This window comes from Cellulosimicrobium arenosum (assembly GCF_014837295.1).
Lineage (GTDB): Bacteria > Actinomycetota > Actinomycetes > Actinomycetales > Cellulomonadaceae > Cellulosimicrobium > Cellulosimicrobium arenosum.
Genome location: NZ_JACYHB010000015.1, coordinates 20,699 through 33,680 on the forward strand (window position 1 = coordinate 20,699; position 12,982 = coordinate 33,680).

At 72.8% G+C, this 12,982-nt stretch carries 13 protein-coding genes and 2 tRNA genes; 5 read left to right on the plus strand and 10 right to left on the minus strand.

The genetic code is table 11. The annotated features are described in order from the left end of the window. Positions 1 to 47 precede the first annotated feature (47 nt). Complete coding sequence (locus IF651_RS15225) at positions 48 to 215, plus strand: hypothetical protein (protein ID WP_191829987.1); 168 nt, start codon at positions 48 to 50, stop codon at positions 213 to 215. A 4-nt stretch (positions 216 to 219) separates the two neighbouring features. Beyond that, entirely contained in the window at positions 220 to 1,185 is a 966-nt protein-coding gene (locus IF651_RS15230; RefSeq protein WP_191829988.1) for a PH domain-containing protein, read from the plus strand. A 68-nt stretch (positions 1,186 to 1,253) separates the two neighbouring features. Here IF651_RS15230 and IF651_RS15235 read toward each other — a convergent pair whose 3' ends face one another. The 5 genes from IF651_RS15235 to IF651_RS15255 form a co-directional block, all read right to left on the minus strand. Beyond that, positions 1,254 to 1,658 (minus strand): phage holin family protein, encoded by a 405-nt coding sequence (locus tag IF651_RS15235; protein ID WP_191829989.1) that lies wholly within the window; start codon positions 1,656 to 1,658, stop codon positions 1,254 to 1,256. A gap of 135 nt (positions 1,659 to 1,793) precedes the next feature. Next, positions 1,794 to 1,866 (minus strand) — tRNA-Glu (locus IF651_RS15240). Between the two features lie 98 nt (positions 1,867 to 1,964). Next, a tRNA-Gln gene (locus tag IF651_RS15245) sits at positions 1,965 to 2,036 on the minus strand. A 95-nt stretch (positions 2,037 to 2,131) separates the two neighbouring features. Beyond that, positions 2,132 to 3,127, minus strand: coding sequence for an aldo/keto reductase (locus IF651_RS15250; RefSeq protein WP_191829990.1), 996 nt, complete (start codon positions 3,125 to 3,127; stop codon positions 2,132 to 2,134). Positions 3,128 to 3,174: 47 nt separating this feature from the next. Beyond that, the gene (locus IF651_RS15255) at positions 3,175 to 4,092 is read right to left on the minus strand and encodes a LysR family transcriptional regulator (RefSeq protein ID WP_191829991.1); all 918 of its coding nucleotides are present in this window, start codon (positions 4,090 to 4,092) and stop codon (positions 3,175 to 3,177) included. A gap of 69 nt (positions 4,093 to 4,161) precedes the next feature. Between IF651_RS15255 and IF651_RS15260 the strand changes: the two genes are divergently transcribed. Then, positions 4,162 to 5,382, plus strand: coding sequence for a YeiH family protein (locus tag IF651_RS15260; protein ID WP_206715359.1), 1,221 nt, complete (start codon positions 4,162 to 4,164; stop codon positions 5,380 to 5,382). 88 nt (positions 5,383 to 5,470) lie between these two features. On the opposite strand, the gene IF651_RS15265 is transcribed toward IF651_RS15260, so the two are convergent. Genes IF651_RS15265 through IF651_RS15285 form a run of 5 tightly spaced genes read right to left on the minus strand, consistent with a single transcriptional unit; the run spans position 5,471 to position 10,642 of the window. Next, positions 5,471 to 6,292, minus strand: a complete 822-nt coding sequence (locus IF651_RS15265) for an HAD family hydrolase (RefSeq protein ID WP_338403998.1) — start codon at positions 6,290 to 6,292, stop codon at positions 5,471 to 5,473. Further along, a complete protein-coding gene (gltX, locus tag IF651_RS15270; protein WP_191829992.1) occupies positions 6,289 to 7,785 on the minus strand; it encodes a glutamate--tRNA ligase in 1,497 nt (498 codons plus the stop codon). The genes IF651_RS15265 and gltX overlap by 4 nt, the downstream gene beginning before the upstream one ends. Before the next feature lie 25 nt (positions 7,786 to 7,810). Next, on the minus strand, positions 7,811 to 8,923 hold the full coding sequence (locus IF651_RS15275) for a magnesium and cobalt transport protein CorA (protein WP_191829993.1): 1,113 nt from the start codon (positions 8,921 to 8,923) through the stop codon (positions 7,811 to 7,813). Between the two features lie 20 nt (positions 8,924 to 8,943). Next, entirely contained in the window at positions 8,944 to 9,726 is a 783-nt protein-coding gene (locus IF651_RS15280; RefSeq protein WP_191829994.1) for a fumarylacetoacetate hydrolase family protein, read from the minus strand. A 25-nt stretch (positions 9,727 to 9,751) separates the two neighbouring features. Further along, positions 9,752 to 10,642, minus strand: coding sequence for a methyltransferase domain-containing protein (locus IF651_RS15285; protein ID WP_191829995.1), 891 nt, complete (start codon positions 10,640 to 10,642; stop codon positions 9,752 to 9,754). A gap of 100 nt (positions 10,643 to 10,742) precedes the next feature. On the opposite strand from IF651_RS15285, the gene IF651_RS15290 reads away from it, so the two are divergent. After that, positions 10,743 to 11,948: a heparan-alpha-glucosaminide N-acetyltransferase domain-containing protein gene (locus IF651_RS15290; RefSeq protein ID WP_191829996.1), complete on the plus strand. Its 1,206-nt coding sequence runs from the start codon at positions 10,743 to 10,745 to the stop codon at positions 11,946 to 11,948. Continuing rightward, positions 11,945 to 12,964: an aldo/keto reductase gene (locus IF651_RS15295; RefSeq protein WP_191829997.1), complete on the plus strand. Its 1,020-nt coding sequence runs from the start codon at positions 11,945 to 11,947 to the stop codon at positions 12,962 to 12,964. Before IF651_RS15290 ends, IF651_RS15295 begins: the two co-directional genes overlap by 4 nt. Positions 12,965 to 12,982: the final 18 nt, after the last annotated feature.

The window sequence follows — 12,982 nt, forward strand, 5'->3', positions numbered from 1 at the left end:
TGCAGGGGCACCTGACGGCACCGACCGACGACCTGCGAGGAGACCTGATGCATCCGAAGGTGAAGGCGATCCTGATCTGGGCGCTGGTGATCTTCGCCGTGTACGCGATCATCACGAGCCCGGACAAGGCAGCCGGCATCCTGGAAGGGATCTGGGACGTGATCGTCGGCGCGTTCCGCAGCATCGGGCAGTTCTTCAACTCGCTGCTGGACTGACCTCGTGTCCTCTCGCGGGGGCCCGCGCGGCAAGATCCTCGACCGCTACGTCATCGGCGGCGAGCAGGTCGTGTTCGCGACCCGCCACCACTGGGGAATGCTCTTCGAGCCCGTGGCGACGACGCTGGTCGCGCTGCTGGCCGTCGCATGGATCGTCGTAGAGGTCGGGCCCGCCGTGGGCGACGGCGTCCTCGTCCTGTGGTGGCTCTGGCTGATCCTGCTCGGCCGCCTCGTCTGGCGCGTCATGGAGTGGCGCAACGAGTGGTTCGTCGCGACGGACAAGCGGCTGCTCCTGCTCTACGGGCTGATCACGCACAAGGTGGCGATGATGCCGCTCAAGAAGGTCACCGACATGAACTACGGGCGCTCCCCCACCGGGCGCGTCCTGGGCTACGGCCAGTTCCTCCTCGAGTCGGCGGGGCAGGACCAGGCGCTGCGCAAGATCGACTGGGTCGCGCAGCCGGACGAGACGTACCGACGGCTCTGCGACACCCTCTTCGGCCCGTCCGGTCCCGACCTGGACGACGACTCCCCGGTGCCGGCTCCGGCACCGGGCGCGAGGCCCGGACGCACGCCCACCGCTCGGCGGCGTGCCGACCCGGAGGTCCAGCAGGACGCCGGACCTGCCGAGGCGCACGAGGTGGAGCCCGTCGAGCCGTGGGACGGGCGGTCTCCGGTCGAGTCGGCGCCACTCCCGGAGCCGTCGCCCCGTGCGGACCGACCGGTCGTCGTCGTCCCTGGACGGGAGACGACCGACCGGCATGAGCCGGCGAGCAGCTCCACCCAGCCGATACCCGTGCACGCGTCCCGCGCCAGGGCCTCGCGCCCCGCGGACGAGGACACCGACGACGAGCGCGGGTGGACCGTGTCCGGAGAGCACCGCGCCACCTACGTACCCGTCGTGCACCCGCAGGGCCCGCCGCTGCCCAAGCCGTACGAGCCCGGGCCCGGTCGCGACGAAGCCCCCTGAGCGAGCCGAGGGGCGCACCGCGACGACGGCGGAGCCTCACGCGGAGGTCCTTCAGCGCGAAGGACCCGTCAGCGCTTCGCCGGACCGCTGCGCCGCTCCTCGACCTTCTCCTTGAGGAAGAACATCGGGAGCAGGAAGGTCGCGAGGGCTGTGACCAGCCACACGACGAGCGCCGAGAGGATCCACGGCACGACACCGCCGGTGATCGACAGCCCGTCACCGACCAGTGACGCGATGAGCAGGGCGACGAAGGTCGAGACCAGGCCGATCCCCCCGAGCAGCGCCGGCGCGTAGCGCGCAGCGGTCTTCGCGATGAACGGCGCCAGGATCGCCTGGGCGACGGTGAACACGACGACGGCGACGACGAACCCCGTCACGGTGAGGTTGACGCCGTCGATCACCCAGGACGCGACGAGCAGCCCCAGTGCCGCGGAGGCGAGAAAGATGACGGTCCTGATGAGCAGTCGCAGCATATGGTGAGCATAGCGACGTAGGTCACACCCTGCTCGTGCTGCCGACGGCTCGGTCCACGGAGAGCCGGGCACCGCGTCAGGTCTGGGCATGACGAAGGCCCGGACACCCTCGCGGGTGACCGGGCCTTGATCGTGTACCCCCAACGGGATTTGAACCCGTGTTACCGCCGTGAGAGGGCGGCGTCCTAGGCCGCTAGACGATGGGGGCCTGTGGAGAACGAACCGTGCGGGCTCGTTTGCCGGTGAGAACTCTACCTCATGTCCCGAGACGGTCTGACCGCCCGGAGCAGGAATCGAAGCTCATCGCTGGGGTACCAGGACTCGAACCTAGACTAAGTGGATCAGAACCACTCGTGCTGCCAATTACACCATACCCCATGGGGGTATGACCGCCGCTCGTTCGGGAGCCGTTCCGGACCGACTGACACCTGTCCCTGGACTCCCTCACGTGGAGGTCTTACCGGGCGAGAACATTACCGGACGAGTGGTCCGTCGCCAAATGCGCGGCTCAGGCGGCTCCGCACCGAGCTGCGCACCCGCTCGCCGAGGCCGACGGGTCGGAATGCGGCCGACGCGTGGTCGAGCGCGGCCACCTCGTCCTCGGCGAGGGTGACGGACCCCGCCTCCACGTTCTTCTCGAGCTGCTCGACGCTCGAGGCCCCAGGGATCGCGAGGACGCCGGGACGCGCCACGACCCAGGCGAGCGCGGCCTGGGCGGGCGTGAGGTCGTGCGCGTCCCCGACCTCGCGGAGCGCGTCCACGAGCGGCACGACACGCTCGAGGTTCTCCGGCCAGAACAGCGGGTTCGCGCGTCGCACGGAGTTCTGCGGCCGGTTCTCGGGCGTGTAGCGGCCCGAGAGCACCCCCTGGCCGAGCGGGCTGTACGCGACGACGACGCGTCCCTGCTCGCGCGCCCAGGGCAGCAGGTCCTGCTCGGGGTCACGGTGGACGAGCGAGTACTGGACCTGGTTCGTCATCACCGGCCCCCCGAGCGCCAGCTCGGCCTCCTGCCAGCGCTGCAGCGGGTAGTTGGAGACCCCGACCTGGTCCACGAGGCCAGTGCGCTGGAGCGCCGCCATCCCGCGCATCGTCGTGCCGTCGCGAACGACGGGGTTCGCCTGGTGCACCTGGTAGAGATCGAGGCGCTGCACCCCGAGCCGGTCGGCGGACGCGACGGCGCGCTGCTCGACCACGGGCGCGACGGGGAGCAGGGGGAAGATCTTCGTCGCGACCACGGCGTCCTCGCGACGATCGCCGAGCGCCTCGCCGAGGATCCGTTCGCTGCGGCCGAACCCGTAGAGCTCGGCGGAGTCGAAGAACGTGACGCCGAGGTCGAGCGCACGTCGCACGATCTCGCCGGCGCGCTCGACGAAGTCGTCGCCGTACCCCCACTCCTTGGAGCCGAACTGCCAGGTGCCGAGGCCGATGACGGAGGCGGGCACGCGCGTGCCGATGTCGAGGGTTCGCATCGGACCACCCTGTGCGGGTCGGCCTGCACCGCGCAACCGCTGCGCTCTCACGTGCCCGTCGCAGCACCGGCGACGCGCCGGGCGCCGGCCGAGAGCGCGACACCGTCCTTCCACACCATCCGCAACCGCCGCCCGAGCTCGAGCCCCGGGACGGCGACCGTCACGAGCGTGCCGTGCGCGACGTCGTCGGACACCGCGAGGCTCGACAGGACCGCGACCGCTCCCCCGTGCTGCACCGCCGTCTTGAGCGCGGCCGTGGACCCCAGGTGGGGCAGGTGGTCGGGCAGGCGCGTCCCGTGCGCGGCGAGGGCACGCTCGAGCGTTTCGCGCGTGCCCGAGCCGGACTCGCGGACGACGAGGCCCCCGGCGACGAGCTCGTCGACGCGCAGGGCGCTGCGCCGCGCCCAGGGATGGCTCGGACCGACCACGACCACCAGCTCGTCGTGCGCCACCGTCCGCGTGCGCAGGCCGCGCCGCACCGACGCGCTCTCCACGAACCCGAGCTCCACGCCGCCGTCGAGCACGAGGTCCGTCACGTCGGTGGAGTTGCGCACGACGAGCTCGACGTCGGGCGAACCCGGCGTGGTGCGCCCGTCGAGGGCGAGTCGCGCGAGCCAGCGCGGCGCGAGGTACTCGGCCACCGTCAGGCTCGCCGCGACGCGCACGCGCGCGGTGGGGGCGTCGCGCAGCGCCGCCGTCGCGCGCTCGAAGCGGTCGGACGCCTCGACGACCTCGCGCGCCCAGGCCGCGGTTGCCCGTCCGGTCTCGGTGAGCCGGGCGCCGCGGGTCGTGCGCTCCAGGAGCTCGAGCCCGAGCCGGCGCTCGAGCGAGCGCAGGCCCGCCGACGCCGTCGGCTGCGACACCCCCAGCGCGCGCGCCGCGGCGCTGATCGAGCCGTGCGAGTCGGTCGCGACCAGCAGCTCGAGCGCCCGCAGCGCGGTCCGGTCCGCTCTCGCCTCAGCCATAGTCTGATCCTATGGGTCCCGAGGGAGCTCGGCCTTCCGAGGTCGTGCGGCACCACGCAGGCTGGAGCCATGGCCCACACCCGACCCCGGACGACGCGCGCCCCGACGCCCACCGCCGGCATGTCGTCCGTGCAGCGGACCTCGCGGACCAGCCCGGCGCCCGCAGCCCCGGAGTCCCGCACGTCGCGGACCGCTCGGGTGCGGGGCGTGCTGCCCGGCCTCGGCATGGTCGCGCTCGCTACCGTCGCGGTGCTGGTCGGGTCCCGGGCCGTCCTGACCGTCTCGCCGCTGGTGGTGGCCCTCGCGCTCGGCGCGGTCGTCGGTTCGTCCGTCGTCGGCCGCGCCAGCGGACGGCGCGCGACGGCGACGGTCGCCGCGCTGCGGCCGGGGATCGCGTGGACGTCGTCGAACGTGCTGCGCACCGGCGTCGTGCTCCTCGGCCTGCAGCTGTCGATCCCGGAGGTGCTCGCGCTCGGGTGGCAGGGTCTGGTCGTGGTCACGACGACGCTCGCCGTGACGTTCTCCGCGACGCTCGCGCTCGCGCGCCTCCTGCAGGTGCCCCGCACGACCGGCCTGCTCGTAGCGACCGGGTTCTCGATCTGCGGCGCCGCCGCGATCTCCGCGATGCAGAGCGTCGTCGCGCGGCCGGGTCGATCGCCGCGGCAGGTGCGCGAGGACGACGACGCCGTGGCGGGCGCCCTCGCGCTCGTCACCGTCTACGGGACGCTCGCGATCGTGGCCCTGCCCTGGCTCGCCGGGGTCATGAGCCTCGACGACGACCGCGCCGGGCTCTGGATCGGGGCGAGCGTCCAGGAGGTGGCCCAGGTGGTCACGGCCGCCGGTGCGGTGTCCGCCACCGCCCTCGCGACCGCGACCGTCGCCAAGCTCGCTCGGGTCGCGCTCCTCGCGCCGATCGTCACGGCCGCCGGCATCGTCTCGGGTCGCGCCACGGCCCGGGGGACGAGCAGGCCGGGCGAGGACGCGGCGTCGGGCGTCGGGGGGATCCCGCCCGACACCGACCGCGCGCGCCGTGTGGCCCCGGTCCCGTGGTTCGTGGTCGGGTTCGTGGTCGCCGTCGCGGTGCGCAGCCTCGGGCTGCTGCCGGCCCCGGTGCTCGACGCCGCGGCGACCGTCACGACAGTCGCGTTCGTCGCGGCGATGTTCGCGATGGGCCTGGGCGTCGACCTCCCGCGCCTGCTCCGCACGGGCCGCAGCACCCTGGTCCTGGGTGCAGCCTCGGCCCTGACCGTCACGACCACCGCCCTGCTCGGTGTCCTCCTCCTGACCTGACCCACCGATCTGGGGCGGCAGCTCACGCGGACGTGGTCGACGGCGACCTCGACGAAGGTGGCGGGGCCTGGTGGTCCACGCCCGAGGGTCAGCGGGTAGGAGCGAGCACCGCGGGCAGCTCCGCCAAGCCGTGGACCACCACGACGCCCGACGCGCGCGCCGCGGACGGGTCCTCGGGGTGCGGCCCGCCGCGGCGGGTGCCGGGGCGGTCGAGCCACACGCCGACGAGACCGGCGGCGAGCGCGGCGCGCGCGTCGACGTCGAGCTCGTCGCCGACGTACGCCGTGCGGGCCGGGTCCGTGCCGAGCCGCCGGCACGCCTCGGCGAACACGCGCGGGTCGGGCTTGCCGAAGCCGAGCGTGTCCACGCCGACGAGCAGCGGCACGTCGGGGAGCCCGACGGCGGCGAGCTTGCGGGTCTGCAGCTCGACGCGCGCGTTGGACAGCGACCCGACGGCCACCCCGGCGGCGACGAGCTCGTCGACGACCGGTCGGGAATCGTCGAACGCGGTCCACGACTGCTCGAAGGTCCCCCAGAACACGGCGTTCCAGTCCACGTACGTCGCGTCGTCGAGCAGCTCGCCGCCGAACGCCGCCTGCAGCTCGTTGGCGCGCGCCATGCGCTGGGCGTCGAAGTCGACCTCGCCGCGCGTGTAGGCGCGGTAGTGCCCGTCGGGGTCCGCGCGCCACAGGGCGAGCACCTCGTCGTAGCGGTCCGCAGGCAGGTGGGGCAGCCAGACGCGCGATGCCGCGGCGATGGCCGCGGCGAAAGCGGCCCGCGTGTCGACGAGCGTGTCGTCGACGTCGAACAGGACACCGTCCACCGTCCCGGCGAGCGCCGCTGCGTCGACGACGGCGTCCGCGGTGGCACCTGCCGGGTCGACCCGCACGCGTTCGACGCGCGCGCTCACAGGGTGGCCCGCAGCCGCGCGAGGCGCGCGAGCGTGGATCCCTTGCCGAGCAGCTCCATGGACTCGAACAGCGGCGGCGAGACGCGCCTCCCGCTCACGGCAGCACGCAGCGGGGTGAACGCGAGGCGCGGCTTGATCTCCAGGTCCTCGACGATCGCGGCGGTCAGCGCGGCCTGGATCGGCTCGGCGGTGAAGTCGTCGAGACCGGTGAGCGCGGCGACGGCGGCGTCGACCACCTGCGGCGCCGACTCCTTGAGCCCCTTGCGCGCGTCCTCCTCGACCTCGAGCACGTCGTCGGGCGTGAACAGGAAGCCCAGCATCCCCACGGACTCCCCGAGCAGGACCATGCGCTCCTGCACGAGCGGCGCAGCCGCGGTGAGCAGGTCGCGGTGACGCGGGGAGAGGTCGGCGAACGAGTCGGCCGGGACCAGGCCGGCCGCGTGCAGGTAGGGCACGAGGCGGTCGCGGAAGTCGTCGGGGGCGAGCATGCGCACGTGCGTGGCGTTGATGGCCTCGGCCTTCTTCAGGTCGAAGCGCGCGGGGTTGGGCAGGACGTCGTGCACGTCGAACGCCGCGACCATCTCGTCGACGGAGAAGATGTCGTTGTCCGGCGCGATGGACCAGCCGAGCAGCGCGAGGTAGTTGAGCAGCCCCTCCGGCGTGAACCCGCGCTCGCGGTGCAGGAACAGGTTGGACTCCGGATCCCGCTTGGACAGCTTCTTGTTGCCCTCGCCCATGACGTACGGCAGGTGGCCGAACTCCGGCATCACCGTCGCGACGCCGATCTCCAGCAGTGCCTGGTACAGCGCGATCTGGCGCGGGGTCGAGGAGAGCAGGTCCTCGCCGCGCAGCACGTGGGTGATCCCCATGAGCGCGTCGTCGACCGGGTTGACGAGCGTGTACAGCGGCTGGCCGTTCGCGCGCACGATCGCGTAGTCCGGGACGGAGCCGGCCTTGAACGTGATCTCGCCACGGACCAGGTCCGTGAACGTCACGTCCTCGTCGGGCATGCGCAGGCGGAGCACGGGCTCGCGGCCCTCGGCACGGAATGCGGACCGCTGCTCGTCGGTGAGGGTGCGGTCGAAGTTGTCGTACCCCTTCGTCTTGATGCCGGCCGCGGCGTTGCGCGCGTCGACCTCCTCGGGCGTGGAGAACGACTCGTAGACGTACCCGCCCTCGACGAGCCGGCGGATCACGTCCTGGTAGAGGTCCGCGCGCTGCGACTGCCGGTACGGCTCGTGCGGGCCCCCGACCTCGGGGCCCTCGTCCCAGTCCAGGCCGAGCCAGCGCAGCGCGTCGAGCAGCTGCTCGTAGCTCTCGAGCGAGTCGCGTGCCGCGTCGGTGTCCTCGATGCGGAAGACGAACGTGCCCCCCACGTGCCGCGCGTACGCCCAGTTGAACAGCGCGGTGCGGATCAGCCCCACGTGCGGGGTCCCCGTCGGGGACGGGCAGAAGCGGACACGGACGGGCGAGGAACCAGGTGCGGGGATCACGGGCCCAGCGTAGTGGCCGACGACGTCACATCCACTTGCGCCGCTTGAAGATCCAGTAGAGCGCGCCGGCGAAACCGACCATCGCGACGACCGCCGACGGGTAGCCGAGCGTCCAGTGCAGCTCGGGCATCACGTCGAAGTTCATGCCGTAGATCGCGGCGACCAGCGTCGGCGCGAACAGGATCGCGGCCCAGCCCGAGATCTTCTTCATGTCCTCGTTCTGCCGTTGGGCCACGAGGGTCGCGTTGACGTCGAGGATCTGCGCGAGCGCGTCGCGGTACTCGGACACCTGGGCGTGCGCGCGGGCGAGATGGTCGGAGACGTCCTGCAGGAAGGTCTGGAGCTCCTGGGGGACGTCGTACTTGCCGAATCCCTCGCTGAGCGAGCGCACCACGGAGATCATCGACGACGTCACGTGCTGCGTGTCGATGACCTCCTGGCTGAGCCGGTAGATGCGCTCGGCGACGGCCGCGTCCCCGCTGAAGACCTGCCGCTCGATCTGCTCCTTGTCGATGTCGATGCCCCGCAGGACGGGCGCGTAGCCGTCGACGATCGTGTCCAGGACCCGGTACACGACAGCCTCCGGACCCTGGTTCAGCAGGTGCTCCTCGGTGAGCAGGGAGCGGTCGCCGCGAGCCAGCACGTCGGCGATGCTCTCCTCGAGCGCAGCACCCGCCGTGCCGTCGATCCACCGCGCGTCCTGGCACAGGATGGCGATCGCGCCCGGGCGCACGAGGACGTGGAACTCGGAGAAGTCGACCTCCTCGAGCTCGTCGACGTACCGGGCGGAGCGGACGACGAGGAACAGCACGTCCCCGTAGCGCTCGAGCTTGGGACGTTGGTGGGCGTGCAGCAGGTCGTCCACGAGGACCGGGTGCAGGTCCCACGCCTGTGCGAGCTCCTGCACCGCCGCCGCGTCCGGGGCCGGGTAGAGCAGCATGGTCATGTGGTCGGGCGCCGCAGCGGCGAACCGCAGGCCGTCCGCGACGCTGTCCTCGTCCGGGGCACGCAGGACCCGCCCCGCGTCCACGTACCGCATGATGCGGGGCAGGTCGACGGTCTCGGGCTCGCCCGCGGGACGGCGGCGCAGGAGATCGCGGCGACGAGCCGGAGGGCCCTCGGTGCGGCGTGCGCTCATGGCGATGCCTCCCTGGGACGTCAGGCCCGCCGGACCACCGGGTTGCCGAGCACGCCGATGCCCTCGACCTCGCACTCGACGCGGTCGCCGACGTCGATGCGGCCGACGCCCGCCGGCGTGCCCGTGAGGATGACGTCCCCCGGCAGGAGAGTCATGGCCTCGGAGATGTACGAGACGAGGTACGCGACGTCGAACACCATGTCGCGCGTGCGGCCGTCCTGCTTGACCTCGCCGTTGACGCGGCTGCGCACGCCGACGTCCTCGGGGTCGAGGTCGGTGTCGATCCACGGGCCGAGAGGGCACGAGGAGTCGAACCCCTTGGCGCGCGCCCACTGGCCGTCGGTGCGCTGCGCGTCGCGCGCGGTGACGTCGTTGGCCACGGTGTAGCCCAGGACGTACGACGCCGCGGCGTCCGGCGCCACGTCCTTGGCGAGCCGTCCGATGACGACGGCGAGCTCGGCCTCGTACGAGACCTCCTGCGAGAAGTCCGGCAGGACGATCGGGTCGTCCGGACCGACCACGGACGTGTTGGGCTTGAGGAAGATCAGGGGGCGCGAGGGGACGTCGGTACCCATCTCCTGGGCGTGGTCGGCGTAGTTGCGACCGACCGCGACCACCTTGGAGCGCGGGATCACGGGGGCGAGGAGCCGCACGCCGTCGCCCAGCTCGATCCGCTCCCCCGTCGGCGTGACCGGCATGTAGAGCGGGTCACCCGTGAGGACCGCGAGATACGTGCGGTCCCCCTCCTGCTGGACGAGGGCGTAGCGGGGGTCGTCTCCGGTGGTGAATCTCGCGATGCGCACGGGCCCAGACTATCCGGGCACGCGGTCAGGCGCGGGCGAGCACCTCGCCGTTGAGCACCGCGAACCACCCGGCGGGCTCCTCGGCCCAGCGCAGCCAGTCCTGCGCGAGCTGCTCGAGCGCGACGTCGTCGGCGAGCGACGACTCCTTGGCCTGGGCGGCGAAGTTCGACGCGACGCACCGCTCGGCCCACAGCCCGCCCCACCAGGTCCGGTCCTCGGGCGTCGCGTAGCACCACGTGCTCGCGGACGGGACGATGCCGGCCGGGTCGAACCCGGCCTCCTGCACCCACGCGAAGAGGCGACGCCCGGCGTCGGCCTCGTACCCGTAGTCGTGCGTGACCTCGTGGTAGAGCGTGTTCCACTCCGTCAGGCCGGAGGACTCGGGGTACCAGGTCATGGCCGCGTAGTCGGCGTCGCGGACCGCGACGAGGCCGCCCGGCCTCGCGACGCGACGCATCTCGCGCAGGACGGCGATCGGGTCGGAGAGGTGCTGCAGGAGCTGGTGGGCGTAGACGACGTCGAACGTGTCGTCGGCGAAGGGCAGCTCGTACGCGTTGGCCTGCTGGAACGCGATGTTCGGCGTGCTGCGCCGCGCGGCGAGCTCGCGCGCGCTGCCGAGGACCTTCGCCGACGCGTCGACGCCCACCACCCTGCCGGACGGCACGCGCGCCGCGAGGTCGACGGTGACCGTCGCGGGGCCGCACCCGACGTCGAGCACGCTCATGTCCTCGCGCAGGTGCGGCAGGAGGAAGCCGGCCGAGTTCTCGGCCGTGCGCCAGCGGTGGGAGCGCAGCACGGACTCGTGGTGCCCGTGGGTGTAGGACTCGGACTCCTTCGACGGGACGGACCCGGTCGCCCCGGTAGGAGCCTCGCTGCGAGGTCCGGTCGCGTCGCCGTGGAGGGGAGTGTGCGTCATACCCGCACGGTATGCCGGACGTGGTGGCTTCTCGACCGCGTTCTCACACTCTGGGCGCTCCCCTCGTGCGCACCCGAGCAGCTGACGGAGAATCGCACGCATGGTCGCCGACGTCACCGCCCACGCCCCGACGTCGTCGTGGCGCCGTCACGCCGAGCTGCTCGTCGGCGGGCCCGGCCGCATCACGGGGGTCGACGTCGCGCGCGGGGTCGCGGTGCTCGGCATGTTCACCGCGCACGTGGGGTTCACCGACACCGACGCCGGTGGTCTCGCTGCGGTGCTCGACGTCTCGCACGGTCGGTCGTCGATCCTGTTCGCGCTCGTCGCGGGGGTGTCGCTGGCGCTCGTGTCCGGGGGCCGGGTGCCGCTCGACGGACTGCCGCTGCTGCAGGCCCGCACCCGGATCCTGGTCCGGGCGGTCATGCTGCTCGGGCTCGTCGGGCTGCTGGACCTGCTGGGCACGCGGGTGCTGCTCATCCTCGGGTTCTACGCCGCGTACTTCGTGCTCGCGCTGCCGTTCCTGCGCTGGTCGGCCGGTCGGCTCGCCGTGCTGGCCGGGACGGTCGCGGTCGTCGGCCCGGTGCTCGCGTACTACGGCCCCGAGGTGCTGGCGCGAGCCGGGCTGCACCTGCCCGACGACGGTTCCGGGTCGCTGACCGACTTCCTGCTCTCGGGCCACTACCCGGCCGGCGTCTGGATGGCGTACGTGCTCGCAGGCATGGCGGTCGGCCGGCTCGACCTCCGGTCGACGCCCGTGCGCGTCGCGCTGGTGTCCGGCGGGCTGCTCGCGACGGTCGTGGGGTACGGCCTGTCGGCCACGATGGTCGGGCCGCTGGGCGGCGCGCAGGCGGTCGACGACGCGGCGGCGACGTGGTCCAGCGCGTTCCGACCGGAGGCCCTCGACCGGACCGACCCCTGGCCCACGTCGGCGTACCTGTGGCTGGCGGGACCGCACACCGACACCCTGCCCGAGGTGATCGGGTCGGGTGGGTTCGCGGTCGCGGTGCTCGGCCTGTGCCTCTTCGCCGGACGCATCGGGAGGTGGGCGCTGGCGCCCGTCGCCGCGGTCGGGGCGATGGCGCTCAGCGTCTACAGCGCGCAGATCGTCGTGGTGTGGCTCTGGGGCGAGGAGGCCTTCGAGCAGACGACGAACGGCCCGCTGCTCGCCCTCGTGCTCGCGACCCTCGCCGCGGCCACGCTCTGGCGGTGGGCGCTCGGCAGGGGTCCGCTCGAGCGTCTCCTCGCCGGCGTGGCCGGGCGGACCGCGACGGTCGCGAGCGCAGCGCCGGTAGCCTCGCAACCATGACAGCCTCCTTCACCACGCCCGCCGGCACCGACGCTCCCGTCCCCTCCACGCGACGGCTGGGCCGGTCCGGTCTGGCCGTGTCGGCCGTCGGGCTCGGGTGCAACAACCTGGGCCGGACAGACGCAGCGACGACCACGTTCGAGGGGAGCCGCGACGTCGTGCACGCCGCGCTCGACGCCGGCATCTCGTTCTTCGACACCGCCGACAACTACGGGGCCGAGCCGGGCCTGAGCGAGCAGTTCCTCGGCCGGGCGCTGGGCTCGCGCCGCGAGGACGTCGTCGTCGCGACGAAGTTCGGCATGGGCGTCCGGGGGCTCAACGGGCCCGACTTCCGGGCGCGCGGTTCACGCCGCTACGTCATGAAGGCGGTCGAGGGCTCGCTGCGCCGCCTCGGCACGGACTACCTCGACCTGTACCAGTTCCACACGCCCGACGACCAGACCCCGATCGACGAGACCCTGTCCGCCCTGGACGACCTCGTCCGCCAGGGCAAGGTCCGATACGTGGGGCACTCCAACCGCGCGGGCTGGCAGATCGCGGAGGCGGAGCTCACGGCGCGTGCGACCGGGACCACCCGGTTCGTCTCGGCGCAGAACCAGTACAACCTCATCGACCGGGCGGCCGAGCTCGAGGTGCTGCCCGCCGCCGCTGCCTACGGGATCGGTGTGCTCCCCTTCTTCCCGCTCGCCAACGGGCTGCTCACCGGCAAGTACGCGGGCGGCGCCCGCCCCGCGGACGGCCGCCTCGTCCGCGCCAAGCCGCACCTCCTCGAGACGGCGCCGTGGGAGGCGCTCGACCGGCTGCACGCGTTCTGCGCGGTGCGGGGCATCACGGAGGTGCAGGTCGCGTTCGGCTGGCTGCTGTCCCGACCGCAGGTGTCGAGCGTGATCGCCGGCGCGACGACGCCCGACCAGGTCCGTCAGAACGCCGCCGCAGGCGCCTGGGAGCCCTCGCCCGACGACCTGGCCGAGCTCGACGAGATCTTCCCGCCGGCCCGGAAGGTCGCACCCTTCTGACGCGCAGGAGGCGGACGG